The 25,353-nt window shown below is 71.2% G+C and carries 18 protein-coding genes; 9 read left to right on the forward strand and 9 right to left on the reverse strand.

The genetic code is table 11. The features are described 5' to 3' along the window. Window positions 1-84: 84 nt before the first annotated feature. Window positions 85-1,857 carry an ArnT family glycosyltransferase gene (locus ACMGFI_RS01105; protein WP_436906745.1) on the reverse strand — a complete coding sequence of 591 codons (1,773 nt, stop codon included), beginning with the start codon at window positions 1,855-1,857 and terminating at the stop codon, window positions 85-87. Between the two features lie 211 nt (window positions 1,858-2,068). On the opposite strand from ACMGFI_RS01105, the gene ACMGFI_RS01110 reads away from it, so the two are divergent. Then, the gene (locus tag ACMGFI_RS01110) at window positions 2,069-3,172 is read left to right on the forward strand and encodes a Gfo/Idh/MocA family protein (RefSeq protein WP_436906746.1); all 1,104 of its coding nucleotides are present in this window, start codon (window positions 2,069-2,071) and stop codon (window positions 3,170-3,172) included. 46 nt (window positions 3,173-3,218) lie between these two features. Here ACMGFI_RS01110 and ACMGFI_RS01115 read toward each other — a convergent pair whose 3' ends face one another. Continuing rightward, window positions 3,219-5,360 (reverse strand): PAS domain S-box protein, encoded by a 2,142-nt coding sequence (locus tag ACMGFI_RS01115; protein WP_436906747.1) that lies wholly within the window; start codon window positions 5,358-5,360, stop codon window positions 3,219-3,221. Window positions 5,361-5,595: 235 nt separating this feature from the next. On the opposite strand from ACMGFI_RS01115, the gene ACMGFI_RS01120 reads away from it, so the two are divergent. The 3 genes from ACMGFI_RS01120 (at window position 5,596) to mutS (ending at window position 10,212) form a co-directional block, all read left to right on the forward strand. Then, complete coding sequence (locus tag ACMGFI_RS01120) at window positions 5,596-6,435, forward strand: sugar phosphate isomerase/epimerase family protein (protein WP_436906748.1); 840 nt, start codon at window positions 5,596-5,598, stop codon at window positions 6,433-6,435. A 63-nt stretch (window positions 6,436-6,498) separates the two neighbouring features. Beyond that, the gene (locus ACMGFI_RS01125) at window positions 6,499-7,347 is read left to right on the forward strand and encodes a hypothetical protein (RefSeq protein WP_436906749.1); all 849 of its coding nucleotides are present in this window, start codon (window positions 6,499-6,501) and stop codon (window positions 7,345-7,347) included. Between the two features lie 90 nt (window positions 7,348-7,437). After that, window positions 7,438-10,212, forward strand: coding sequence for a DNA mismatch repair protein MutS (gene mutS / locus ACMGFI_RS01130; protein ID WP_436906750.1), 2,775 nt, complete (start codon window positions 7,438-7,440; stop codon window positions 10,210-10,212). A gap of 104 nt (window positions 10,213-10,316) precedes the next feature. Here mutS and ACMGFI_RS01135 read toward each other — a convergent pair whose 3' ends face one another. Further along, the gene (locus tag ACMGFI_RS01135; protein ID WP_436906751.1) at window positions 10,317-11,816 is read right to left on the reverse strand and encodes an outer membrane protein assembly factor BamB family protein; all 1,500 of its coding nucleotides are present in this window, start codon (window positions 11,814-11,816) and stop codon (window positions 10,317-10,319) included. 156 nt (window positions 11,817-11,972) lie between these two features. Here ACMGFI_RS01135 and ACMGFI_RS01140 point away from each other — a divergent pair, with 156 nt between their 5' ends. Beyond that, window positions 11,973-12,653, forward strand: a complete 681-nt coding sequence (locus ACMGFI_RS01140) for a GNAT family N-acetyltransferase (protein WP_436906752.1) — start codon at window positions 11,973-11,975, stop codon at window positions 12,651-12,653. Between the two features lie 112 nt (window positions 12,654-12,765). On the opposite strand, the gene ACMGFI_RS01145 is transcribed toward ACMGFI_RS01140, so the two are convergent. Together ACMGFI_RS01145 and ACMGFI_RS01150 are read right to left on the reverse strand one after the other, a co-directional pair. Next, a complete protein-coding gene (locus tag ACMGFI_RS01145) occupies window positions 12,766-13,338 on the reverse strand; it encodes a DoxX family protein (protein ID WP_436906753.1) in 573 nt (190 codons plus the stop codon). 224 nt (window positions 13,339-13,562) lie between these two features. Continuing rightward, a complete protein-coding gene (locus tag ACMGFI_RS01150; RefSeq protein WP_436906754.1) occupies window positions 13,563-14,738 on the reverse strand; it encodes a tubulin/FtsZ family protein in 1,176 nt (391 codons plus the stop codon). A gap of 252 nt (window positions 14,739-14,990) precedes the next feature. On the opposite strand from ACMGFI_RS01150, the gene ACMGFI_RS01155 reads away from it, so the two are divergent. Further along, window positions 14,991-16,052 (forward strand): hypothetical protein, encoded by a 1,062-nt coding sequence (locus tag ACMGFI_RS01155; protein ID WP_436906755.1) that lies wholly within the window; start codon window positions 14,991-14,993, stop codon window positions 16,050-16,052. A 24-nt stretch (window positions 16,053-16,076) separates the two neighbouring features. Here the strand turns inward: ACMGFI_RS01155 and ACMGFI_RS01160 are convergent, their stop codons facing one another. Then, window positions 16,077-16,496, reverse strand: a complete 420-nt coding sequence (locus ACMGFI_RS01160; RefSeq protein WP_436906756.1) for a hypothetical protein — start codon at window positions 16,494-16,496, stop codon at window positions 16,077-16,079. A 130-nt stretch (window positions 16,497-16,626) separates the two neighbouring features. On the opposite strand from ACMGFI_RS01160, the gene ACMGFI_RS01165 reads away from it, so the two are divergent. Beyond that, window positions 16,627-19,149: a hypothetical protein gene (locus ACMGFI_RS01165; protein ID WP_436906757.1), complete on the forward strand. Its 2,523-nt coding sequence runs from the start codon at window positions 16,627-16,629 to the stop codon at window positions 19,147-19,149. 150 nt (window positions 19,150-19,299) lie between these two features. On the opposite strand, the gene ACMGFI_RS01170 is transcribed toward ACMGFI_RS01165, so the two are convergent. Beyond that, window positions 19,300-20,169: an NAD-dependent epimerase/dehydratase family protein gene (locus ACMGFI_RS01170; RefSeq protein ID WP_436906758.1), complete on the reverse strand. Its 870-nt coding sequence runs from the start codon at window positions 20,167-20,169 to the stop codon at window positions 19,300-19,302. A gap of 86 nt (window positions 20,170-20,255) precedes the next feature. Then, window positions 20,256-21,236, reverse strand: a complete 981-nt coding sequence (locus tag ACMGFI_RS01175) for a glycoside hydrolase family 5 protein (RefSeq protein ID WP_436906759.1) — start codon at window positions 21,234-21,236, stop codon at window positions 20,256-20,258. 693 nt (window positions 21,237-21,929) lie between these two features. Here ACMGFI_RS01175 and ACMGFI_RS01180 point away from each other — a divergent pair. Next, a complete protein-coding gene (locus ACMGFI_RS01180) occupies window positions 21,930-22,685 on the forward strand; it encodes a pirin family protein (RefSeq protein ID WP_436906760.1) in 756 nt (251 codons plus the stop codon). Between the two features lie 406 nt (window positions 22,686-23,091). On the opposite strand, the gene ACMGFI_RS01185 is transcribed toward ACMGFI_RS01180, so the two are convergent. Continuing rightward, on the reverse strand, window positions 23,092-24,324 hold the full coding sequence (locus ACMGFI_RS01185; RefSeq protein ID WP_436906761.1) for an iron-containing alcohol dehydrogenase family protein: 1,233 nt from the start codon (window positions 24,322-24,324) through the stop codon (window positions 23,092-23,094). Window positions 24,325-24,442: 118 nt separating this feature from the next. Between ACMGFI_RS01185 and ACMGFI_RS01190 the strand changes: the two genes are divergently transcribed. Then, on the forward strand, window positions 24,443-25,063 hold the full coding sequence (locus tag ACMGFI_RS01190) for a VOC family protein (protein WP_436906762.1): 621 nt from the start codon (window positions 24,443-24,445) through the stop codon (window positions 25,061-25,063). Window positions 25,064-25,353: the final 290 nt, after the last annotated feature.

Below are 25,353 nucleotides of genomic sequence, written 5' to 3' on the forward strand. Positions count from 1 at the left end.
CGCCCGCTTAAACCCCGTTATCCCGAGGTTCACGCACACTCGCGGGAGCGGCACCGCGTCGGCGGTCAGAACCGACCGTCGGCCTCACGTCTCGCAGGGGCCAGTCCGGCGGAGGACGACGGTGTACTGGTCGACGCCCATGTCCTGGGGGTCGCCGTACTGGATCGTTCGCGGGCGGACGCTCACTCTGAGGAGCCGCTGGTACATCGGCGCGCGGCCCTTCCCGTCAAGGAACCTCGGCTCCCGGCCGTACTCGCCGGCGATCTCGTAGGGGTAGGTGTCCTCCGCGAGGAGCGTGCGGACGTGCTCCTCCACCGCGTCGTTCGAGAGGACCTCCGCCCGCTTGCCCCAGCTGTCGGGGGCGAGATAGAGGATCGACTTGTGGTAGTTGAGGACGACGTACTCCGGACAGCGGAACTCGAAGCTGTCCGCGCCGACGCCGAAGCGGGCCTCGACGCGGTCGGTGTGGGGCACGGCCGCGTCCTGCGGGTCGTTGGTGTAGGTCTCGATGGTGTCGTTCGCCCCCGCTTCGCTCCGCAGGTAGTCGACGGCCTGGTCGCGCGGCTGTGAGGCGTAGGCGAGCGTCCCGGTGCCGGCGTAGACGGCGCTGGTGACGAGCAGGACGGCGACGACCGCCCGGCCGACCGCTGGGCGGCGGTCGCGGAGGCGGGCGAGCCCGACCGCGAGGACGACGACCAGCAGCGCGGCCACCGGCAGGAGGTGGTGGGTGCGGACGTAGCGCCACGAGGAGAACACCGCCAGGTAGACGCCGACGCCGACCAGCGCCATCCGCAGGCCGTCGGCGGCCAGCGAGTCCTCGCGGACCCGCCGGAGCGCCGCGAGCGCGCCCCCGACGAGGGCCACGGCCAGCGGGAGGCCGACGCCGTGGAGGTAGCTCCGGAGGATCCACCACCAGCTCGGCTGGACGAGCCAGCCGTGGGGCTCGGACTTCGACCCGAACGCGCGGGCGAGCCGGCCGGCGAACTCCGCTGGCGCGCCGAAGAGGATGCTCGGGTAGCCCGCGCCGATGGTGACGACCCCGATCAGGACGCCCGTCGCGAGAAACCGCGGGCGGACGGCCCCGTTCACGAAACCGTCTTCGGAGCGGCGGGCGCGCTGGAGGTGCGCGACGCCGAGCATCACCGCGCTGACCCCCCCCGAGAGTTTGAACGCGATGGAGACGCCGCCGGCCAGCGCCCCCCAGTAGAACAGCCGGTCGACGCCCGTCTCGACGTACCGGACCGCGAAGTACAGCGACAGCAGGAGGAAAAAGAGGGATGGCACGTCCTCGCCGCCCTCGTGAGCGAGGATGAGCAGCGCCCAGGTGACCGTCAGCAGGGCGGCGGCCAGCCGGCCGGTCGCGCGGTCCCGGAGGACGGTCCCGATGCGGTAGCAGAGATAGACGCAGCCGACCGCCATCGCGACGTTCGCCAGCCGGACGGGCAGGACGCTCCAGGTCCATATCCACGCGGGCGTCCGCAGCCAGTGGGTCCAGAAGCCCACGTCGAGGTGGCGACCCATGTCGGCGAACGCCGGCAGGGCGTCCGTCGCGAGAGCGACGACCAGCACCGGGATCAGGGCGAGCGCGGAGAGGTACATCGCCGAGCCGTAGGTCCGCCAGTAGCCGACGCCCTCGGAGACCGACCCGGGCCGCGGGTCGTCGAGGACGGTCGCCAGCACCTCGACGGGGTCGACCACGCGCCACCGCTCGTCGCGCGTCGCGAAGTTGGGCAGGCGATGCCAGATCCAGAACGACGACAGCAGGAGGGCGGCCAGCAGGATGTAGGGGAGGTACGGGTCGGCGCGCAGGTCGTCGACGACCTGGCGCTTCGCCCGCCGGAGCGGTTCGAGGACCATTCGTTCGTCCCGACTCGACCGGGCCGAAGGGTAAAAACGGCCCGCCTTCGGTCCGGTATGCGGCGGCTACGGCCGGATCGGGGGAGCGCGGTGGGCCGCGGGCGCGAACGCGGCGGGTCGCGGGGTGGCGACCTCCGCCCGTCGCCGCGCGTTCGAGGCACGGCTCGCCCGCTCGGATGGTTTTTTGCCGGGGCGTCGAGAACCCCGGGACATGACAGACCGCATCGCGATCGCCGGGATCGGCGCCGTCGCGTCGATGCACGCCGAATCGATCGCCGACATCGACGGGGCCGAACTCGTTGCGGGTTCCTGCCGGACCGAGGAGCGGGGCCGCGAGTTCGCCGACGAGTACGACTGCACCTGGTACGCGGACACCGAGGCGATGCTCGACGCCGAAAACGTGGACGTGCTGTCGATCTGCACGCCCAGCGGCGCCCACCTCGAACCCGCGCTGGCCGCGGCCGACCGCGGCGTCGACGTGCTCTGCGAGAAACCCCTGGAGATCACGACCGACCGCATCGACGAGATGGTCGCGGCCGCCGACGCGGCGGGGATCCGGTTGGGCGGCATCTTCAACCAGCGGTACAACCCCGTCGTCCGCCAGTTGCGGGCGGCCGCCGCGGAGGGTCGGTTCGGCGGCCTCTCGGTCGCCAACGCCTACGTCCCGTGGTGGCGCGACGACGACTACTACGACGGCGCCTGGCAGGGCACTCAGGACCTGGACGGCGGCGGCGCGCTGATGAACCAGTCGATCCACGGCGTCGACGCGATCCAGTGGATCGCGAGCGCAGCCGGGGCCGGCGGGGACGGCGACGCCGCGGGCGAGGCGGGCGGCGCGAGTGCCAACCCCGTCGAGGAGGTGTTCGCCTACACCGCACGTCGCGCCCACGGCGACGACATCATGGAGGTCGAGGACTCGGCGGTGGCCGTCCTCCGCTACCGGGACGGCACGCTCGGCCAGATCCTCGGTGCGACCTCGATGTATCCCGGGTCGCTGAAGCGGCTCCAGGTCGCCGGCCGGGACGGCACCGCCGAGATCATGGAGGACGAACTCGTCACCTGGCAGTTCCGCGAGGAGCGCGACGACGACCCCGAGGTCCGCGAGCGGTTCGGCGAGACGGAGTCGGGCGGCGGCGCGGCCGACCCGATGAGCATCGACTACGCCAACCACCGCCGCAACATCGCCGACTTCCTCGACGCCCGCGCGAGCGGCGATCCGTATTTGCTCGACGCGAGCGAGGCGCGCAAGGCCGTCGAGATCATCGAAGCCATCTACGAGTCGGCCGAGCGAGGCGAGCCGGTGCGGATCGAGTGAGTCAGTCTTCCACCCCGATTTCAGAGCCGGCGGGTCGCGTCCGCCGTCAGTTGCCTCGGTCCGATGCCGCCGGGAACGACAGCACGACCGCCGCCCCGCCGAGCGAACTCTCCTCGAACGCGAGCGTCCCGCCGGCGTCGTTCGTGATCCAGGTGACGAGCCAGAGTCCGATTCCGGTCCCGTGGTCGAGCGGCGTCTCCTCCTCCGATCGGACGGCCTCGCGTTCGTGTGCGGGGATCCCGGGCCCGTCGTCTTCTACGCGGATCCGGACCCGTTCGTCGGTCGCCGTCACCGCGATCCGCGCGGTCGGCGCGTCGACGTGGCGCCGCGCGTTGGCCACCAGTTCAGCCACCGCGTGCCTGACGTGCGGCGTCGCCACCGCCGTGGCCGCGTCGGGCAGGTCGGTCGTCACGTCGATCCCCGTCGTGTCGGTCGCACCAAGCGCGTCCGCGACGACCCGACAGAGGTCGATCGGCCGTCGCTCGGTCTCCCGGTCGCGGAGGAGCCGCTCGGCCAGCCGAGCGTGCTCGCTGGTCGACTCCAGGGCCGCAGCCGACTGGTCGACCACGTCGAGGGCGTCCGTCAGGTCGGGGTCGGCGACCGCCTCGGCGACCTGCCGAGCCCGGCCGCGGATGACCGTCGTCCGGTTGCGGACGTTGTGGCGGAGTACGCGCGACAGCACCGATAGCCGCTGCTCGCGCAACCGTTTCGCCGAGACGTCGCGCCCGATCCCGACGAGGCCGGTCACCGCCCCGTCGGCGTCGTGCAGCGGACTGCCGCTGAACTCGTGGGGGATCTCCTCGCCCCGCTTCGTCAGCAACGCCGACTCGACGGTCTGAGTCTCCTGCTCGTGCAGGACGGCGGCGATCGCGGCTCCGACCCGGTCGCGGTCCGACTGCGGGATCACGTCCAGCGCGTCCATACCGTCGAGTTCGGCGTCGCTGTAGCCGGTCACCGCGTTCAGTTCGTCGTTCCACCGCTGGAAGGTCCCGTCGAGCCCGAGCACGTAGAAGGCGTCCGGGAGCGCGTCGAGAATGCTCTCGACGAAGCGCCGCTCGGTCCGGAGTTCCTCCCGCCGACGTACCCGGTCGGTGATGTCCCGGACGACACACACCAGCCCGCCGTCGTCGAGCCTGGTCAGCGAGATCTCCTGCGGGAACGTCGACCCGTCCGCCCGCCGACCGGTCAGCTCGCCGCGCCACTCCCCATCGTCGTCGACGGTCGGTAACACCTCGGCTTCGAGACGCTCCACCTCCGCCTCGTCGTACAGCGTCCGCCAGTGTTCGCCCTCCAGCGCCGCCGGGTCGTCGTACCCGTAGACGGCCGCGTGGGCCGCGTTGACGTACTCGTATCTCCCGTCGGCGTCCAGCAGCGCCACGCCGTCCATCGAGGCCTCGACCGCCGTCGCCAGCCGGTCGAGCCGCGCCTCGCGCTCCCGCTGGTCGCGCATATCCCGAACGACCGCACTGAACAGATGCCCGTCGTCGGTCACCGTGTCGCCGAACGAGATCCCGAGCGGGACCTCGGTGCCGTCGCGGTGACGGCCCGGCAGTTCGACCCACGACCAGTCCAGCGAGCGCTCGCCGCTCGCAAGGTACGCAGCGACCCCCTCGTGGTGGGCGTCGTGGAACCGCTCGGGCATGATCGTCGTCAGCGGCTCGCCTTCGAGGGCGGCCGGTTCGTAGCCGAAGATGTCCCCGGTCGCGGGACTGGCGTACTGGACGCGGCTCTCCGCGTCGACTGTGAGGATCGCGAACGAGTCGTTGTTCGTGAGCGCTTCGAACTCCGCCGTGGTCGCCCGGTCGGACCGACCAGTGTCCGGGTCCAGGCCGACGGTTTCGAGGCGGTGGGCCAGCACCGGGAATCGGTCGGGACCGGCCGCCGTGACGACGTCGGTCGCGCCTGCCGCCAGCGCCGCGTCGGCCAGTCCCTCCGACGGCGGGACGAAGGCGACGACCGGAGGGTCGCGGTCCGCCAGTCGCTCGACCGCGTCGACGGCCAGCGCGTCCTCGCCGACGACGGCGACGAGACGCGCGTCGGCACCGAGCGACCGGTCGTCGAGGGCCGACGGCGACCGGACCGCCCCGACGGACGAACGGTCCAGTTCGGCGTCGAGCCGGGCGACGAGACGGTCCGCCCCGTCCACGCCGACGCAGATGACACCAGTCGTCGGGTCGGTCCCAACCACACAGTCGAATACGGAGCGATCCCCAAAAATCCCGGTGTCGAGCGGTCGAGCCGGCGGTCCGACGTGGACCGAACTCGCGAGCACCAGTGAGAGCCCGGAGCCACCGGTCGATCCGGAGACGACGGGAGGGGGCGCCGCCGCGGGCCCCCCGGTGCGGCCGGGACCGCGACTCGGTTTCCTGGCACCCCTCTCCGCGGGCGCAAGACACACCACCCCGCGCGCCGACCGGCGAGTCATGGCCGAAGCCCTACCGATCAGCGGGTTCGCCGACGAGATCGCCGACGACCTCGACGAACAGCTCGCGACGCTCGAATCGCTCGACATCAGCCACCTCGACCTGCGCGGAGTCTGGTCGGAGAACGCGCTCGACCTCTCCGAGGACCGGCTGGACGCCCTCGAAGCCGCGCTGGACGACCGGGGCTTCTCGGTCACCTCCATCGGCTCGCCGATCGGGAAGATCGGTATCGGGGACGACTTCGAACCCCACCTGGAGCGACTGGAGCGGGCGCTGGAACTGGCGAACCGCTTCGACACCGACCGCGTGCGGGTGTTCTCCTACTACATTCCCGACGGCGACGACCCGGCCGACCACCGCGAGGAGGTCCTGCGGCGGACCCGCGCGGCGGTCGAACGGGCCGAATCGGCGGACGTGACGCTCGTCCTGGAGAACGAGAAGGACATCTACGGCGACACGCCCGGGCGGATGCGGGATCTCTTGACGACCGTCGACTCGCCGCACCTGCGGGCGGTCTTCGACCCCGCGAACTACCTGGAGATCGGCGCCAGGCCGTATCCGGACGCGCTCCTGCAGGTCGTCGAGTACGTCGACCAGGTCCACGTCAAGGACGCCGAGTACGGCGAGCGCGGCGAGATCCGTCCCGCCGGCGAGGGCGACGGACGCATCGGCGAGACCGTGGCGGCACTGCACGAGCGAGGGTTCGACGGTCCGCTGTCGCTGGAACCGCACTTGGCGTTCGCGGGGTCGGCCTACGGCTACAGCGGCCCCGAGGGGTTCGAGGCAGCCGCCGAGGCGCTGAAGGACGAGCTGGACGAGGCGGGCGTCGAGTACGAGTAGCCGGGCGTCGAATACGAGTAGCGCGGGACAAGATCTTTCAATTCCCAGGAAAGATATGTGAGTGTGTCGAGCGACGATCCCCCGGAGTCGACGGGTGAACCTGCGGCGGCGGAGCGGACGCATCCACTGGTAGCCGTCGGCAAGTCGGACCGCCCGCTCGCAGGCGCCCTCGTCGTGCTCGCGGCGGCTGTCGCCTACGCGGTCGCGCTCGGGTTCGCGCTCGAACTGCCCGAGCCGACGCAAGCGGCCACGTTCGCTCTGTACTTCGGCGGTCTCGGTGCCGGCGTCGGGTTCACTTGCCGACGAGCACCTACGTCGGCCGGGGTCGGTCTCGTCGCCTTCGCGGTCGTGCCGTGGGTGCTGACCTGGGGGTTCGGACTGAACCGCGGACGGCCAGTGACGGCGCTGTGGTCGGCCGGCGCGATCGCCTTCGGCGTCTTCCTCCTGGCGTTCGGATCGGAGTCGCTGCTCCGCTGGCCGTCGTCCGTCCGGTCGCTGCTGTCCGGACGGGACGCGCTCGCGGGCGGGGCCGTCGGTGCCGCCCTTGCGCTCGCGGTCTTCATCACGTGGACGCCCGTTCCGACCACCTACGGGTCCGCCTGGGCCCGCGGGATCCACTACGTCGCCGTCGCGACGCGGGGCCTGTTCCTCGCCGCGGCCGTCACGGCCGCGGTCCTGTTCGCGACCCGGAAGCGAACGGTCGCTCCCGGGCTGCTGGTCGGCTGGGCGTCCGGGGTCGCCTTCCTCGGCGACGGCCGCGGGACCGCCGTCTGGTCCGCCACGCCGGACTACCTCGCTGAGTTCGGCGTCGTCGTCCTCGCCCTGACGCTCGCGGCGGGCCTCCTCGGACTCGCCGCGCGTGGGTTCCTCGGTCGCTTCGGCGGCTTCGACCCGACGCCCAGTGGACGGTGACGCGACCGCGGTGCGACCGCCGCACGGGACAGTGACTACTTCCGCTCCGGACCCGTAGGCTTTTACCCCAGTTCGGACACACCTCAGGGTATGACCGAGGCGACGGGTATCGTCGGGGAGTTCCTCTCGCTGAAGGAGGAGACCGACGCCGACTTGCTGGCGATGCAGTGCGGCGATTTCTACGAGTTCTTCGCCGAGGACGCCGAGACCGTCGCGGACGAGTTAGACCTCAAGGTCTCACAGAAGTCCTCGCACGGCTCGTCGTACCCGATGGCGGGCGTGCCGCTGGACGACCTGACGCCCTATCTCTCCGCGCTCGTCGAACGGGGGTACCGCGTGGCCGTCGCCGACCAGTACGAGACGGCGGACGGCCACGCCCGCGAGATCACGCGGGTCGTGACCCCCGGGACGCACCTCGAAACGAGCGACGACGACGCGCAGTACCTCGCGGCGGTCGTCCGCGAGGGCGGGAGCGGCCGCGGCGACAGCGGCGGGAGCGATGGCGACGACGCCACCTACGGCATCGCCGTCGCGGACGTGACGACGGGGCAGTTCCTCGTCACCGAACAGTCGGGGGCCGACGCGACGAGCGCGGCGCTGACGGAGCTGTACAAGTTCGACCCCGCGGAGGTCCTGCCCGGCCCCGAGGTCCGCTCGGACGACGACTTTCTGGACGAGATCCGCGAGCGCACCGACGCCTCGCTGTCGCTGCACACCACGGAGGCGTTCGCGCCGGGCCGCGCCCGGCATCGCGTCCGCGAGCAGTTCGGGACGGAGACCCTGGAGAGCGTCGGCATCGCCGACGCGGAGGCCGCGGTCCGCGCGTCCGGTGCCGTCGTCTCCTACGTCGACGAGACGGGCGCGGGCGTGCTGGCGTCGATGACGCGGCTGCAGTCGTTCGACGAGTCGGCCTACGTCGACCTCGACGCGACGACCCAGCGCAACCTCGAACTCACGGAGACGATGCAGGGCGACCGCGAGGGGTCGCTGTTCGACACGGTCGACCACACGGTCACGAGCGCCGGCGGACGGCTCCTCCGGGAGTGGCTCCAGCGCCCGCGCCGCTCGCGGGAGGAGCTCGGCCGCCGCCAGTCCGCGGTGGCGGCGCTCGCGGAGGCGGCGATGGCCCGCGACCAGCTACGCGGGACGCTCGGCGACGCCTACGACCTCGAACGGCTGGCCTCGAAGGCCGCGTCGGGCAGCGCCGACGCCCGGGACCTCCGGGCAGCCCAGGAGACGCTCGCACTGCTCTCCGAGGTCGGCGACCTCGTCGCCGACAGCGAGCGACTCGCCGACTCGCCGCTGGGGGACGTGCTCGACCGGCCGGACAGGGAAGCTGCGGCCGAACTCGCTGCCGACCTCGACGAGGCGCTCGTCGAAGACCCGCCCGGGACGGTGACTCAGGGCGGACTGATCCGGCGGGGGTTCGACCCCGAACTCGACGAGATCATCGACGACCACGAGGCGGCGCTCGACTGGATCGAGCACCTGCCCGAACGGGAGAAAGAGCGGACGGGCATCACCCACCTCTCGGTCGACCGCAACAAGACCGACGGCTACTACATCCAGGTCGGCAAGAGCGAGACCGACGCGGTGCCCGAGGCGTACGAGCAGATAAAGACGCTCAAGAACTCCGAGCGGTACGTCATCGACGAACTGGCGGAGAAGGAACGGGAGATCCTCCGGCTGGAGGAGCGCCGTCACGAACTCGAACGGCAGATATTCGAACGCCTCCGGGACCGCGTCGCGGCCCGCGCCGAGGCCCTCCAGGAGACCGGGCGGGCGCTGGCGGAGTGCGACGCGCTGGCGAGCCTGGCCGCCCACGCCGTGCGCAACGACTGGACCCGGCCCGAACTGTCCGACGGGCGGGAACTGGTCGTCGAGCAGGGGCGGCACCCGGTCGTCGAGCAGACGACGCAGTTCGTCCCGAACGACCTGCGGATGGACGACGACCGGCAGTTCCTCATCGTGACGGGGCCGAACATGAGCGGGAAGTCGACGTACATGCGCCAGGCGGCGCTGATCACGCTACTCGCGCAGGTGGGGAGTTTCGTCCCCGCCCGCTCGGCGCGCGTGGGGCTGGTCGACGGTATCTACACGCGCGTCGGCGCGCTGGACGAGCTCGCGCAGGGCCGCTCGACGTTCATGGTCGAGATGCAGGAGCTGTCGAACATCCTCCACTCGGCGACCGACGACTCGCTCGTGATCCTCGACGAGGTGGGCCGCGGGACCGCGACCTACGACGGTATCTCTATCGCGTGGGCCGCCAGCGAGTACATCGTCAACAACGTCGCGGCGAAGACGCTGTTCGCCACCCACTACCACGAGCTGACGGTCCTCGGGGAGGAGCTGCCGAGCGTCCAGAACGTCCACGTCGCAGCGGAGGAGCGCGACGGCGACGTGACCTTCCTCCGGACCGTCGAGGACGGGCCGACCGACCGCTCCTACGGGATCCACGTCGCCGACCTGGCGGGCGTGCCCGACCCCGTCGTCGACCGCTCGCGGGCGGTGCTCGACCGGCTCCGCGAGGAGGAGGCCATCGAGGTCCGCGGGAGCGACTCGGGCTCGGGCACCACCCAGGCCGTCTTCGACCTGAGCAGCGGGCAGTTCAAGACCGGGGATGGCGGCGACGGGTCGGCGGCCGACACGGAGCCGACGGCCGACGAAGGGACGGGCTCGGGCGGCGAACAGCTCGCCACCGACGGCAGTCACGCGGTCGGCGAGTCCGCCGACGCGGGGCCGGCGCTCGACCCCGAGGTCGAGGACGTGCTGGACGAACTGCGCGATCTCGACGTGAACGAGACGCCGCCGGTCGAGCTGATGGCGACGGTGCAGGACTGGCAGGCGGAACTCGACGAGGAGTGATACGGATTATTGCAAGTCATTCCGGGATCGACCGCACGCAGTCGTGCGGTCGACCCGGGAAACGCTTGCAATAATCCGTATGAGGCGTCGCCGGGCGGTCGAACTCACTCGGCGGCCTCGAAGACGCCCAGGCGACCGTCCCCGAACCCGGCGTAGACCGTCCCGTCGAACCCCGCGACGGTGAACACGGAGTCGTCCGGCCGGTAGACAGCGCGCGGTTCGCCGGTCGCCGCGTCGACGGCGAAGAGGCTGGTGAACTCGGCCTGCTCGGGGGCGATCGCCTCGGCGACGAGCGTCTCGGCCGTGGCGGCGGCCGGCCAGCCGTTGTTCGAGGGAGTGACGAACCGGAACGGCCGGTCGCCGCCGGGGAGGTCGTAGGCGTCGACGGCGTTCATCCGCGCGTTGGTCCGGGTGTACAGCCGGTTCCCGTCCGCGGAGAGCAGCGGGTCGTGGGCGGAGGCGCGCTCGCGCCAGGCGACGGTCCCGTCGGCGGCGACGGCGGCCACCGAGTCGTCCCCGACGTACACCCGGTCGTCGGTCGGGACGAACCACCGCGCCGACAGCGAGCGGGTCCACGCCGTCTCGCCGCCGGTCGAGAGGCCGACCAGCGAGGAGTCGTCGTCGCTCTCGCCGACCGAGCAGACGACGGTGTCGCCGAGGACGGTGGCCAGCCGGACGGGGGCGGCGAGTTCGCGGCGCCACCGCCGGTCGCCGCCGGGACCGTACGCCGAGAGCGTCCGGCCGCTGGCGGCGTAGACTGCTTCCGGACCGACCGCCAGTGCGGATAGCCCCGCGAGCGATGCCGACCACCGTGGGTCGCCACTCTGGGTGTCGACGGCGTAGACCGTCGTCTCCAGCGGTTCCTCCGGCGTGTCGTGGCTGTGCTCGGGCTCGAAGAACTCCGTGGCGCGGACGGCGACGGCGCCGTCGAGGAAACCGCAGACACCGAGGCGGCGCTCGCGCTTGAACGACCAGCGTTCGGTGCCCGTCCCCGCGTCGAGGGCGTGCAGCGCCGTCCACTCGTAGGAGTCGCCGCGGCCGTGGACGCTGTAGACGGTCCCGCCGCCGACGGTCACGCCCCAGGTGTCGGTGGCGTCGGTCGGTTCGTGGTGTGAGCGCGCCTCGGCCTCGCCCGCGAACGACTGGACCCAGTCGAAGTCGGTCCGGCCGGGCGACAGCGCGGCGACGGCCGAGCGGCCGCCACCGTCCGACCCCAGCGTGACGTAGAGACGGTCTTCGCCCCCGTCGAGCCCGAGGACGTCCGCGTAGTCGGTGTCGACCCAGTGGGCTGCGGTCCACTCGGGGAGTTCGTCCGGGACGCGGGTGACGGTCGCGGGCGGTGCCGGCGTGGCCGGGTCGGCCGTCTTCCGGGGTTCGTCGGTCCCCGCGACGGTGGGCGTCCCGTCGGGCCCCGGGGTGGGCGTCGCCGACGGGGAGGGCGTCGGGGCAGTGCCGGTCGGTTGTCGAGCGGTCGGTTCGTCCGTCGGCGTCGCGTCAGCCGTCGGCGGGTCCGTCCCGCTCCCGGCGTCGCCGTCGCCGAGACAGCCGGTCAGCGACGCGGCGAGGCCGGCCGCGAGCGCGAGCGTTCGGCGTCGAGTGGGCATGGTCGCAACCCACAGCCGGTACCGGAAAGGGCCTTCTGGAGGGTCAAACGACCGCTGAAGGACGAAGCGGCCACCGACCTGCGACCCTCCCTACCCGTTCCCAGCGACTGAGAGCGCGGTGGCCCCCTTATCCCCGTCGGGAAGGGACGTTCGTGTATGACCGACGCCGACGGGACGTGCACGTACTGGGCGCCGACGGAGTGCGAGGGGTCGGCCCACTGCCCGCCGCGCTGTCCGCGGTTCGTCGACCGGACGGGCGAGCCGTGGGTGGTCCGCCCCGCGACGGGCGAGGACCGCGCGGCGCTCGTCGAGATGTACGACGACTTCGCGCCGGGCGAACAGGCCCAGGGACTGCCGCCCCGTCACCGCCCGCGGCTGGAAGACTGGGTCGACGACTGCCTCGACGACGGCTGTAACTTCGTCGTCGAGGGCGGCGACCGACTGGTCGGCCACGCGCTGTACACGCCGACCGACGCGGCCGAGCCGGAGTTCGCCGTCTTCGTCCACCAGGACTACCAGGACCGCGGGCTCGGCACGGAGGTGAGCAAACACGTGGTCGCGGCGGCGGCCGTCGCCGACCGCGACGCGCTCGCGCTCGTCGTCGAACCGGACAACCGCGCCGCCCGGCACGTCTACGACGAACTCGGCTTCGAGACGGAGTCCGAACCGTCCGTCGCCGGCGGGGGCCTGGGCGCCGTCCGGATGCGCCGGCCGCTGGACGCCGAATCGACGGCCCCGTTCAGTCACCCGCCGGCCGTCCGGAACGGGTCTGCCGAGCCCGGAAGCGGAGCCGACGCGACCGCGGGGTCCGGCCCCGGCCCGGCGGCGTCCGACTGAAACGTCGCGGATACGGTCGGTCGCTCCGCAGGAGACCCGCCGCTCGTCGGGGGAAGCGGTCGCGAAAACAGGGTGCGGTCGCAGAGCGCGGGGAAATCGAGGGGCGTGGCCCTCAGCCGAGGACGTATTCGAGACGGGGGTAGCGCTCGACGAGCGTCTCCCCGCCCACGTCGTAGTTCTCGATGTAGGCGTCCAGGCCGAGAATGCGGCCCGCGCCGAAGGCGGCGACGGCGAGGAACACGAGCATGTAGGCGAAGTCGCCGTTGATGAACCCGTGGGCCATGTCCCAGTTGCCGAAGTAGAACATGAGCATCATCAGCGCGCCGAAGAACGCTGCGAGGCGGACGAGTGCGCCGACGAGCAGGCCGAGCCCGATGAGGACCTCGCCCCACGGGACGGCGACGTTGGCGAACTCGACGAACCAGGGCGTCGATCCCATCCACGCGAACAGCCCGGCCAGCGGGTTGCCGTTGGTCGCGGCGACGTTCGACAGGTAGCCGCCGGCGTCGAAGCCGCCGGCGAGGACCTTCGTCGCGCCCGAGTACAGGAACGCGTAGCCCATCATGAGTCTGAGCGAGAGGACGAACCACGCCGACAGGCTGTGGGCGCGGCCGCCGACCGTGTAGCCGCCGATTGTGCTTTCGAACGTGTTGCGAGTGTCGGGGGAGATAGTCGAGGCTGTCATGATACAGGAAGGGAACTTCCTACTACAGACGACGACCGGAGGGGTAATAAAGTAATATGTACAGGCGTTACCATGGTTCTCGATAAGTTATAGAGATATAAAACCGGGATCGGGATCGGTCCGGGGCCGTAGCGGGGAGCGGCGTGAGGAGGAGAGTCGTACGAGGAGAGCCGTACGAGGAGACCGTGACGGGGAGGGCCGAACCGGGGACAGGAGAGCGGCGGTCAGTAGAGGGGCGAGATCTCCTCGGCGCCATCGTGGAGGAGGCGGTCGAGGTTGTCCTCGCTCTCGGCCCGCAGGCGGTCGATGTTCTCGCGGGCCTCGATGGCGACCTGCTGGAGTTCCTTGATCCGGGGGACCCTGTGGACGCCGGAGAACAGGACGGCGCTCGCGACGGTCCCGGAGTCGGGGAGCGGGTAGTCGCCGCCGCGCACCTCCATGCTCCCGGTCTCCTCCTCCAGCCAGGAGCGGCCGCGCTCGATGCCCTTCCGGTTGAGCTGTCCGGGCGGTCCGCCGACGACGAGCAGCGAGCGTTCGGTCCCCGAGAGGTCGCAGGGGAGCGTGAGCCTGCCGAGCGCGGCCTTCCGGACGAGCGAGGTGATGCGGTTGGTCGTGTTCGTCTCGTCGAACTCGTCGTCGTCGTCCCGGCGGATCCGCGAGCGGAGGCCGCCGTCGTCGTCGGATTGCACCGATTCGGCGGCGTAGCCGACCGTGGAGACGCCGCCGCCGGCGAGCGTGTTGATGATCTCCGAGGAGTCGACGACGCTCTCGGCGACTCTGTCGTTGCCCTCGGTCTCGCCGGCGCCGAACAGCATCCCGAACCGGCGGACGATCTCGCGGTTGATCTCGTCGTAGCCGCCCGCCATCGACTCGCCGGTCTGCCGCCAGGCGTCGTTGTCGAACACGAGGACGTTGTCCGTCTCGCGGACGAACGTCTGGAACGAGCGGGCGGCGTTGAGCGTGTAGATGCCGCCCTCGTCGGCCGCGGGGAGGACCCCGAGGCCGAAGACCGGCTCCGTGTAGATGCGCTTGAGGTGCTTGGCGAGCACCGGCGCGCCGCCCGATCCGGTTCCGCCGCCGAGCCCCGCGACGATCAGGAACGCATCGACCTCGTGAACGGGGATCTCGTCGAGGGCCGCCTGGACCTCGTCGATGTCCTGTTCTGCGATCTCGGCGCCGAGTTCGTTGTCGGCGCCGACGCCGTGGCCCTTCACGCGGGCCTGGCCGATGAGGACGCGGTTGTCTGTGGGAACGTGCTCCAGCCCGTGCAGGTCCGTCTTCGCGGTGTTGACCGCGACGGGAGCGGTGAAGATGTCGAGTCCCGTCCGCCGCTCGTAGGCGACGAACTCGTCGACGATCTTCCCGCCCGCCTGTCCGAACCCGATGAGTGCGAGTTTCATGGGTGTCTGTGTGCCGGGGCCGCTCGCCCGCGACCCGACTCCGGCCGCACCGCCACGACTCGACGCTCCGGCGCCCCGGTTGCACCCGGACTCGCGGCCGGTCCCCGTATTGTTATGGGCCGTATTCCCGCTCTCCGGCCGCCCGGACCGACGGCCCGTTCGGTCGGGCCGCGACTGTTCGCGGCCGGCCGGACCGGGCGAACGACGACCCCCGACCGGGCGGATTTACGTCCGGGACTCCAAGGCGTATCCATGAGTCAGGGAGACGCCAGCCGCGGCGGTATCGCGGACGAAGACACCGCGCAGCCGGGGGAATCCAGCGGGGACGACGGGCGAGCGACCGGGCTCGCCTCGCGCCTCCGCGAGCACGCGAAGTCGGGGACGGTGGCGGGCGTCCTCGGCGGGGCAGCGGTCGTCCGGGGGGTCCGCTCGCTCCGCGCCGGCGAGCGCGCACGCGGCCTCGGCCGACTGGCCGTCGGCGGCGCGCTGCTGGCGGTGGCCGCCGTCCAGCGCCGCGCCGGCCGCGGGCCGGGCGGCGAACGCATCGACATCGACCAGTCGGACGTGGTCGACACCGCCCCGGACATCGGGGATGTCGGGTCGTCGAGCGACGAGGGCGACCGCGCCGGCGGCGACGCGGCCTCGGAGGTCGTCGACACCGCCCCGGACATCGAGGGGGCCGCGGGCGGCGACCGGACGGGGGTCGACACCGGCGAGGGAAACGGAACCGGGGCCGGCGGGGGCGCCGCCGGTGGGACCGCCGACGCGGCGGACGCCGGGGCACGAGACAGCGAGGGGACCGGAGACACCGAAGCAGCCGACGACGGAGCGACCGATACCGGCGCGGACGGGACGGCTGACGCCGGGCCCGGGGAAGAAGCCGCGGAGACGGCGGCGGACGCCGGGCCGGACGAGACGGTTACGTACGACCGGCTGGGCGAGGCGGCGTTCGACGAACACAGCAACGAGGTGCCGGTCCCCCAGCAGGCGTTCAACCGGGGCTTCCTCTCGCTCGGCGAGGAGGCCCACTGGGGCGTCCGCGACGGCGGGAGCGTCGTCGTCTCCGAGCGGTTCGACCCGGTCGCCAGCGGCGACGGGGTCGACTACGTCGCCACTACGGCGGTCGACGACGACCGGATGCTGACGGTCCCCGACGAGGTCACCGACCACTGGGACGACGCGGTCGGGGGACCGATGGCCGTCGAGAGCGGCGACGACATCGTCTTCGCGACGAGCGACGACCTGGCGACCGACCGTCAGTTGCTGGTCGTCCCCGCGGCGTGGGCCGACGACGTGCTGGGCGGGGGCGCCTGACGGCGCGCGGGGACGGTGTGCCGGTCAGTTCTGCCGGAACTCGGTGTCGGCGGGGGTCGGTTCGGAGGCCTCGACCCAGTTGGACTCGTCGAGGGCGGTCCGGGCAGCGACGGCGGCGACCTCGCGGGCGGTCGCCTCGCGGTCGAACAGCGAGACGCTCCCGAGCGAGACGCCGACGCTCTTGCTCACCTCGCGGACCGGCACGTCGGGGTCGCCGACCAGCGCCTCGATCTCGCGGGTGAGCCGCTCGTCGAGCTCCTTGCGCGCGGGCCTGGCGAGTTCCTTGCCGGCGGGGAGCAGGTCGTACGTGACGGTGTAGCCCTCCTCGTAGCGCTCGACCGCGAAGAAGGGAGTCCCCTCGCGCTCGGCGGTCTCGTAGGCCGCGTCCCGGGCGGCCGGGCTCTCGTAGACCGGCACGTCGGACGGCGCGTAGTCCTCGGTCACGCCCGGGCGTAGGGCCCTCGACGACATAAATACCGGGCGCGGCCGTCCGGACCGTGCCACGGCGTGACACTCAAACCGCTCTTTGAGCAAGCGGAACCTACTCCGTACGTCCGTGAGTCGGACCCGGTACATGTCTCGCGAACGAACGGCGACAGCCTGCTGGCTGGCCGCGCTGATGGTCGTCGGCACCCTCGCAGCAGTGGTGCCGGCCGGTGCGGCCGCCGCAGGGCCCTCCAGCCCGGCCGAGGCCGCGGACGGATCCGCCGCGGCCGCGGCCGACGCACAGTCGAACAGTCCCTACGGCGACATCGTCCCGACGGCGATCGAGGAGACCGACGACGGGACCGTCGCCGGCGGCGTCGTGCTGCCGGAGAACTACAGCGTCCGCTCGACCCCGCGGACGGTGAACGGCTCGGTCGTGCGCGTCGAGGACGACCGCACCGTCTGGTCGCGGACGTTCTCGACCGAGAACGCGACCACCCAGATCGCCGAGGTCGAGGTCGGTCCCGACGGCGACGTGTACGCGCTCGTCTCGACGCGACCGACCCAGGTCCAGTCGTACCCGCCGGAGACGACCACCGAGGTCGTCCGCCTCACCGCGGACGGCGACCTGACCTGGCGGTACGAACTCAACGCGAGCGTGGCCGCGACGGTCGGGTCCGGCGGCGAGACGCTGCGCGCGACCGACCAGGGCGTCGCCGTGGTCCACACGCTGCCCGGCGGCGACGGCGTCCGCCTGGCCGAGCTGACCGGCGGCGACGCTATCTGGACGGAAACCTACGATATCAGCGCCGAGCCGGTGACGCTCCGGACGACCGAGGACGGCTTCCTCGTGGCCGGGACGACCGGCTACGCGAACCCGTGGGTGCTGAAGACCAGCGCCTCCGGGGCGGTCGAACTCAACCGGACCGTCCGCGGGAGCGTCGACCAGCGCGTCGTCGGCGCGGTCCCGACCGACGACGGCGGCGTCCTGCTGGCCGGCTCCCGGACCATCTTCGGCGACGGCGCCACCTCGAACGCCTGGGTCAGCCGCCTCGACGACGACGGCGTCACGCGCTGGAGCCGCGTCTACGGCGCCGACGCCCGCTCGACCGTCCAGGGAGTCGCCCCCCGCGACGGCGGCGTCCTGCTGGTCGAACGCGGCGACCTCGTGGGCGGCAACGCGACGACCCTGCGCCTCCGCGGCGTCGGCGCGGACGGCGCCCAGCGGTTCGTCGAGTCGACCGAGTTCGACGGCTCGCCGACCGCGACCCACGTCGGCGAGGACGCCGTCACGCTGGCCGGCGTCACGAACCTCCTCGCCGGGAACTACTCGGTGACCACGGCGACCGTCGACGTGCCCCGGGGCGGCGACGGCGAGTACGCCTTCGAGGCCGACGCCGGCCCGACCTCCAACGAGACGGTCTACCGCGGGCAGAACCTCCGGTTCGCCGACGCGACTGCCGTCGGCGAGACCTACGAACTGGTCCGCCTGCCCGCCGAGTACGACGAGTTCGAACCCCACGTCGTCCGCCGACTCGCCTTCGAGGACGACGAGGTGCTCCTCGAGTCGGCCACGCTGCCCGCCGGCGAGTACGTCCTCCGGAACGCCGACGGCGAGCCGGTCGTCCTCGACGACGGCCGGGTCGTCGAGACCGCCGACCGCGAGGCCGCCGCGTTCGACCTCCGTAGCCAGGACTTCTTCCACCTCGAGACCAACCGGACGTTCGTCGACGCCGCCGCCGGCGAGGACGGCGTCTCGCTGTCGCTGTACTCCGATCGTTCGGACTACGTCCTCCACGCCTCGGCGACGGACTCGGACGGTGAGCCGGTCTCCGCCGCGGAGCTCCGGAACGCCTTCGGGACCGTCGACGGCTTCGACGGCGTCGAGACGGTCGACGGCCGCGAGGTCGCCCGCATCGAGGTCGGCGACGTCGAGGAGGTCCGGCTGAACGTCTCGGCCGCCGCGTTCGACGCCGGCCTCTACGAGGTCACCGTCGCGAGCCCCGACACCCGCGAGGCCGGCGGCGTCGCCACCGGCCGCGTCGTCGTCGCCCAGGACGCCGGCCGCGAGGTCGGCGTCTCGCTCAACCGGAGTTCGCTGACCGTCCCCGTCGACGGGTCGGCCGCGGCGAACGTCACGCTCACGGACGTCGACAACGGCATCAGCGCGCTCTCGCTGTCGGCCAACCGCACGGGCGAGCCCGCGGTCCGCCCGCGCCTGAACCTGCGGGTCAACGCCTCCCGGATCTCCGTCGGCGCCGGGTTCGGCGGCGGCGAGGCGACCACCGAGGCGACCGCCTTCGAGGCGAACACCCCCAGCGGCACCGTCGAAGTCGGGAACCTCGAAGTCCAGACCGAGCGCTTCGGGGACGAGACCATCGCGACCGGCAACAACACGATTGCCTTCCGCGTCGACTGGGTCGTCGACGAGGACGGGATCCCCTACAGCGTCCCCGGGACGATCACCGTCCCCGTCGAGGTCGTCGAGTCGACGAACGGGACGGACGCCGGCGAGCCCGACGAGGGCGGCGTCGTCGGCGGTGACGACTCCGGTGGCGACTCCGACGGGAGTTCCGGGAGCGGCTCCGCCGGCGGGTCGGCGAGCGGCTCCGACGGCGATTCGAGCGACTCCGGTAGCGAGTCCGACGCCGCCGCGGCCGCCGAGCGGTAACGAGCAGTCGCAACCGACGCAGTTCGATTTTTTCGGCTCCACGGCATGTAGCGACCGCTCCACGTTCCACGCGCGGAGCGATGCCCGGTCGCAGTCCGTCGGTCGCGGGGCGCCGGTTGCGTCCCGGCGGTTATCGAACCGCGACGTGCCTCAGTAGTCCCGCCAGCTGTGTTCGGGTTCCCAGCCGAGCACCTCGCGGGCCTTCGCGGTCGAGATGAGCGACTCGTGGCCGTCGAGCGAGCCGCGGATCTCGGCGTCGGGGTAGCACTCGGCGGCCACCCGCTCGGAGGGCGCGTCGACGTTCGTGTCGGCGGCGACCGCCCAGAACGCCTCGTGGCCGGCGAAGTCGGCCTCGACGGCGCGGCGGGCGATCGCGGCCGCGTCGGCGACGTGGAGATAGGAGAACAGCGTCGAGCGGCCGCTGTCGCGGACGGCGTCCAGCGAGCGGTCGGTCCCGACGAACCGCTCGCGGATCTGGTCGCCGCTCGGCACCCAGGGGTACCGGAGCGAGGCGACCCGCGGGGCGTCCGGACGGCGACCGAAGCCGTCCCCGAGGACCTCGGTCGTGTGCTTGCCGAGCGCGTAGGGGTCCCGCGGGGTGAGCGGATGCTCCTCGTCGACCGGGAGATATCGCACGTCCGTCGGGGCGTCCTGGTAGTCGGCGCCCATGACGTTGATGCTGGAGGGGAGAACGACGGCCGCCAGCCCGAGTTCCGCCGCGGCTTCGAGGACGTGGTAGGCCGACATCGCGTTGCTCTCGAAGGTGACGTGTTCGGGGTGGCGGACGGGCGAGGGGATGGTGCCCATGTGGACGACGGCGTCGGCGTCGCTCGCGGCGAGCGAGCCGTAGGTCTCGCCGGCGTCGAGCAGGTCGGTGGTGCGGTAGCTGTCGGCCGCCTCCTCGCGGCGCTTCCCGCGCGAGAGGGCGACGGTCCCGTAGCCGGCGTCGGCGAACTCGCGGAGGATCGCCTCGCCGATCTTCCCGTTGCCGCCGGTCACGGCCACGCGGTCGATGCTCATGGACGGGGATCGGGGGACCGGCGAAAATAGCTACCGGCGGGGGAAATCCGGTCCGGGAGTCCCGCGACTTCGCGCCCGCGGGCGAGTCAGTACTCCCGGAGCAGTTCCAGCATCTCGCGGTCCAAGTCGTGGCCGTGCCAGTCCTCGTAGTCGACGTCGTCGCGGTCGCTGTCGAGGACGCCGAAGGGGCCGCGGAAGTTCCACAGCGCCCAGCCCCAGCCGGCCGACTCCCACAGCGAGAGGTCGTCCTCCATCCACGAGAGGGTCACGTCGTGGGGCGTGTGGTTGTAGACGCCCCACTCGCCGACGTGGACGCCGACGCCCGTCGATTCGAGGCGCTTCCACGGAGCGATCCGGGTCGTCCGTAGCCACTCCCGACCGTGGACCTTCCCCGCGTCGTCGACGTAGGGCCACGTCGGCGGCTCGTCCAGATCCACGTCGGTCCACTCCGCCTCGTGGTGGGTCAGCGGGAACGGGTCGTACCCGCGGGTCGACTGGGCGCAGTCGACGCCGGCGAGTTCGAAGACGGGTTCTCGGCCGTAGCGCATCCCGTCGGCCACGACGAGCCGGTCGGGATCGACCTCGTGGATCGCTTCGACGGTATCGCGGACCACGTCGGCGTAGGCCCCGTGGCTCGTCTCCGCGGGCTCGTTGATCAGGTCGAAACTCAACTGCTCGCTGGGAGTCCCCTCGTAGCGCTCGGCGAATCGCTGCCAGTGCTCGGCGAACACCGCCTGCGTCTCGGCGTCGGTCCACAGGTCGGTCTCCTCGGGCGGGTCGGCGACGGTGAACCCCGGGCCGCGGTGGAAGTTGAGTTGCACGTGGACGCCGTGTTTCCGCCCGTACTCGACGGCCTCGTCGACCTCTTCGAGGGCGTCCTCGTCGAACTCGCGCCAGTCCTCGCCCGTCCAGCAGCGGTAGTCCATCGGGAGCCGGGCGAAGTCGAAGCCCCACTCGGCCATCCACTCGAAGTCCGCCTCGCGGAAGCGCTCCTCGTCGTCCGCCATGAACTTCGCCTGGAGGTTGAACCCGCGCCACCGCGGCAGCGAACTCGCGTTCACGTCCATGGTTCCCTGCCGGGCCGCGTCCGAGTTAAGTACGCGACTCCCGGAAGTTCGCGCCCGTTCGACTATACATAATAATTACATAATAAAACGATATCCAATATGATTCTGCGAGAATGAGAGACACAGGTGACGGCTGTTGCGGTTGCGGTGCGGTCGGCGCGCGCTGGAGCGCGCGTTCATGCGCGCGACCGTAGCCGCGCGAGGTCTTCTCGAACTCGTGAGAGAAGGCTCGTCAGAGCTTGCCTCTGACGGTGGATGAGGCGCGCAGGAGCCTGCGACGAGCACCGCAATCGGCTGGGGAGGTGTGTGGCCGTCTGCGGTGCTGTGCGGGACGGTTGCCGTGGCGGTGCTGTGCAGTCCCTGGTGGACTGAAAGGGCGAGGCGCGCTCGCGCTCGTTGCAGTCGTCTGCGCGGCCCCTATCCGCGCGGGCGGTGCCGAGAGCGCGGATATGCCGCTCAGCGACCGCGAGCGCGGCGAGGGCTTTCACCGCCCGCTGTCTCTTCCGGTCACTCTCGTTCGACTTCGTTTCACGACATTAGAAACAGAAACACCCACCCAACTCGCACAGACGCAGCACGCCGTAAATATAAAAGAAAATCTATCTTACTCGAATAAGGTAAGAAATCAAATATAAATATCCCTCCATCGTCGACCGTCGAGTATTAGTTCGCCCGGCCTTTACCGGACGGTAAATGGACACGGACGAGACAGTCGACGGCGGCGCCGAGGTACAGAGCGCGGAGGACATCACCCATCCGGGCGGGATGCGCGGCAATCGGGTGATGCCGACGCCGGTCCGGGACCACCTCGACCCGTTCGTCGTCTTCGAGCGCTTCTTCATCGCGGCCGACCAGGGCTTCGACACCCACCCCCATCGCGGGTTCGAGATCGTCTCGTACATGCTGGAGGGCGGGATGGTCCACGACGATTCGCTGGGCGAATCGCACACCGCCTACCCGGGCGACGCGATGCGGATCACGACCGGGAGCGGTATCCGCCACTCGGAACTCCCGGCCGACGGCGCGGCCTGCAACGGGCTCCAGCTGTGGGTGAACCTCCCGCGCGACCGGAAGGACGCCGACCCGGCGTTTCAGGACGTGAGCGGCGGCGAGTTGCCGACCGAAGACGCCGGCGACGCGACCGTGACGACCGTCGTCGGCCGCGGTTCGCCCATCGAGCTGGCGACCGACGTGACCTACCTCGACGTGACCGTCGAGGGGTCGTGGACCTGGGACCCGCCGGCGGGCTGGTCGGGCTTCCTCTACGGGATCGACGGGTCGGGGACGGTGGAGGGTGAGGACTTCGCAGTCGAGGACTTCGCGGCGCTGGAGGGGATCGACGAGGGGACGAGAGTGACTGTCGAGAGTGAAGAGGGGGTTCGGCTGGCCGCTATCGCTGGAGCGCCTCACGGCGATCCCATCGTCCAGCGCGGCCCCTTCGTGGAGTAGTTGGTGTCGCGTGAGATTCGTCGGCTCGCTCTTTAGCAGTGACCGGAGTCGACGGCACGTGCTGAAAGCCCTCGCCGCGCTCGCTAGAAGTGACCGTGATGGCTCTCGACAGCGAGCGATGAAAGCCCTCGCCGCGCTCGCGGTCGCTGCGCGGCATATCCGCGCTCTCCGCACCGCCCGCGCGGATAGGGGCCGCGCAGACGACTGAATAAACGCGAGCGCGCCTCGCCCTTTCAGTCCGCCAGGACAGCACCCACACCGCGACAGCACCCGCCCCATAACAGCACCGCAGACGGCCACGACCCTCCCCAGCCGATTCGCTCCGTCACTCCGTTCCTCCGCTCATCCCTCGCGCGGTGTCGTCGCGCGCATGAAAGCGCGCTCCAGCGCGCGCCACCGCAGTTGTTCACCAGGCTTCGTCGAGGACGGCCTCGATGTCCTCGGTCGTGGGGTCCAGCCCCCCGGGCGTGGCGTCCATGAGACCGTCGTCGCGGATCGCGGCGGCGATGGCCGGGAAATCGTCCCGCGAGAGTCCGTCGATCTCCCGGAGCCGGTCGGGCAGTCCCAGGTCGTCGCTGACGGCGGCGACCGCGTCGACGACGGCGTCAGCGAGTTCCGCGTCGGTCGCCCTCTCGTCGGCGTCGCCGAACGCTTCGGCGAGCAGTTCCCGGCGGCCGTCGACCTCGTCGAAGACGTACCGGAGGACGTGGGGCGCGAGGATGCCGTGGACGGTCCCCTGGTGGGCGTCGTAGTCGTGGGAGAAGCCGTGGCCGAAGGCGTGGATCACCGACGCTCGATAGGCGTCGGGCGTCGAGATGCCGTACTGCGCGAGCACGACGCCCGCGACCGCCTCGTAGAGCTTCTCCTCGTCCATCTCCTCGTCGGGGAGCGTCTCGAAGCCCGACCCCATGAGCGAGAGCGCGCGCATTGCGGTGCCGTCGGTGACGGGCGTGCGATGCGGCGAGTAGAGACACTCGACGGCCTTGTCGAAGCCGTTCATGGCCGAGGCGCAGAGCACGCCCTTCGGCGTCGTCTCGAACAGCGCCAGATCGTAGACCAGCGCCGTCGGCATCAGCCGGCGGTCGCCGACCGATCCGTTGGGGATCTCGTCGTCGGGGACGCCCTCGGGAGCCAGCGAGAGGCTCACGCCCGCGATGACCGACAGATCCGCGCCCGCCAGCGTCGTCGGGACGGCGACGACCGGCAGGGGCTCGCGCTCGTCGGCGACCGCCACCCCGCCGGAGTCGAGGGCATCCTCGGCGGCGGCCCGGAGGTCGTCGTGGCTCGACAGGGCGCTGGCGACCTTCGCCACGTCGAGACTGCTACCGCTCCCGACCGCGACGACGGCGTCGATGCCCTCTTCGCGGACGCGCTCGGCCGCGTTCAGGCCGGTCTTCAGGTACTTCTCGGGGGTCGTCTCGTCGAAGACGCCGGCGAGACGGTCGCCCAGGCCCGCCTCGACCGGGTCCATCACGTCGCGGTTCGCGCCGACGTTCGAGCCGGTGACCACGAGCGCGTCCTCGCAGTCGCGGTCGGCGAGCACCTCGCCGAGGTCCGCGACCGCGCCACGGCGACACCGGAGTTCGCCGGGGTCGTAGTCGAACGCGAACTGTCGATCGGAGCCGCCACCGGGAGTCATACCACGGAATTCGGCCGATCCGGGGAAAAGTCCACCGGGCCGCGAGGCCGCGGACCGGGGAGCCATCGCCGCCCGCGTTCGCAAGGTATATTCGCGCTCTCCCGTAGTCTCGGCCATCGTGTCAGATCCGACAGACCCGCCCGTGGACGCCGAGCGACCCGACAGCGTCGTCGGCGTCGAGGGCACCGACCACATCACCATCGAGGGGACCAGCGTCGCCGACACCGTCGAGTTCTACCGCGACATCCTCGGCATGCCCCTCGTGCTCCGCCAGCCCAACCTCGACCGGAGCGAGCTGACCCACCTCTACTTCGACACCGGCGACGGCCGCCTGCTCACCGCGTTCGTCTCCGACGAGCGGGAATCGACGGACGACCACGACCCCGACCGCGGCGACGTCCACCACGTCGCCTACCGGATCGACCACCGCCGCGTCGGCGAGATCCGCGAGGGGCTCCGCGAGGCGGGCTACCCCGTCGACGAGTACGATCGGGGCGCCTTCCACGCGCTGTACACCGAGGACAACAACGGCCTCACCGTCGAACTCGTCGCCGACAAGTTCGCGATCCCCGACGACCGCCGCGGCGAGGTGCTCGCCCGCGCCCACGCCCGCCGCGTCGACGACGGCGCCGAGTTCGTCGCCTCGAAACACATGCGCGCCGCCCTCGACGACCTCGGGATCGACGCCGAACAGCGGGACATCCCTACCGCCGCCGCCGGCCGCGACTACGGCGGCTGACCGACGAGTCCGCCACCACGCCGGATACACCTCGCTTTCACATACATATACGATAGATCACTCCCCGACAGGCACCGAACCGGACACGGATCGAATTTGCCGTTCGTTAGCCGTCTCTATCCATATACCGCTCTTTTCTGTTTCTCGCCGAACGTGGGAACGATCCGATCCGGCTCGGCAAGGAATCGAATATTCGGGTTCCCAGTGGCCGTATTGTAGCCGAATCCGAGTGTCGGCGTCGAAGATCGCCGTTACAGACAGTTATTCTATACTTCTATGTATCTATCAGA

This window comes from Halosimplex marinum (assembly GCF_051414075.1).
Classification (GTDB): domain Archaea; phylum Halobacteriota; class Halobacteria; order Halobacteriales; family Haloarculaceae; genus Halosimplex; species Halosimplex marinum.

Coding starts and splice junctions, on each gene's coding strand:
- ACMGFI_RS01105 (WP_436906745.1), bottom strand. CDS start 1,857: ATGGTCCTCGAACCGCTCCGGCGGGCGAAGCGCCAGGTCGTCGACGAC.
- ACMGFI_RS01110 (WP_436906746.1), top strand. CDS start 2,069: ATGACAGACCGCATCGCGATCGCCGGGATCGGCGCCGTCGCGTCGATG.
- ACMGFI_RS01120 (WP_436906748.1), top strand. CDS start 5,596: ATGGCCGAAGCCCTACCGATCAGCGGGTTCGCCGACGAGATCGCCGAC.
- mutS (WP_436906750.1), top strand. CDS start 7,438: ATGACCGAGGCGACGGGTATCGTCGGGGAGTTCCTCTCGCTGAAGGAG.
- ACMGFI_RS01135 (WP_436906751.1), bottom strand. CDS start 11,816: ATGCCCACTCGACGCCGAACGCTCGCGCTCGCGGCCGGCCTCGCCGCG.
- ACMGFI_RS01140 (WP_436906752.1), top strand. CDS start 11,973: ATGACCGACGCCGACGGGACGTGCACGTACTGGGCGCCGACGGAGTGC.
- ACMGFI_RS01145 (WP_436906753.1), bottom strand. CDS start 13,338: ATGACAGCCTCGACTATCTCCCCCGACACTCGCAACACGTTCGAAAGC.
- ACMGFI_RS01150 (WP_436906754.1), bottom strand. CDS start 14,738: ATGAAACTCGCACTCATCGGGTTCGGACAGGCGGGCGGGAAGATCGTC.
- ACMGFI_RS01155 (WP_436906755.1), top strand. CDS start 14,991: ATGAGTCAGGGAGACGCCAGCCGCGGCGGTATCGCGGACGAAGACACC.
- ACMGFI_RS01165 (WP_436906757.1), top strand. CDS start 16,627: ATGTCTCGCGAACGAACGGCGACAGCCTGCTGGCTGGCCGCGCTGATG.
- ACMGFI_RS01170 (WP_436906758.1), bottom strand. CDS start 20,169: ATGAGCATCGACCGCGTGGCCGTGACCGGCGGCAACGGGAAGATCGGC.
- ACMGFI_RS01175 (WP_436906759.1), bottom strand. CDS start 21,236: ATGGACGTGAACGCGAGTTCGCTGCCGCGGTGGCGCGGGTTCAACCTC.
- ACMGFI_RS01180 (WP_436906760.1), top strand. CDS start 21,930: ATGGACACGGACGAGACAGTCGACGGCGGCGCCGAGGTACAGAGCGCG.
- ACMGFI_RS01185 (WP_436906761.1), bottom strand. CDS start 24,324: ATGACTCCCGGTGGCGGCTCCGATCGACAGTTCGCGTTCGACTACGAC.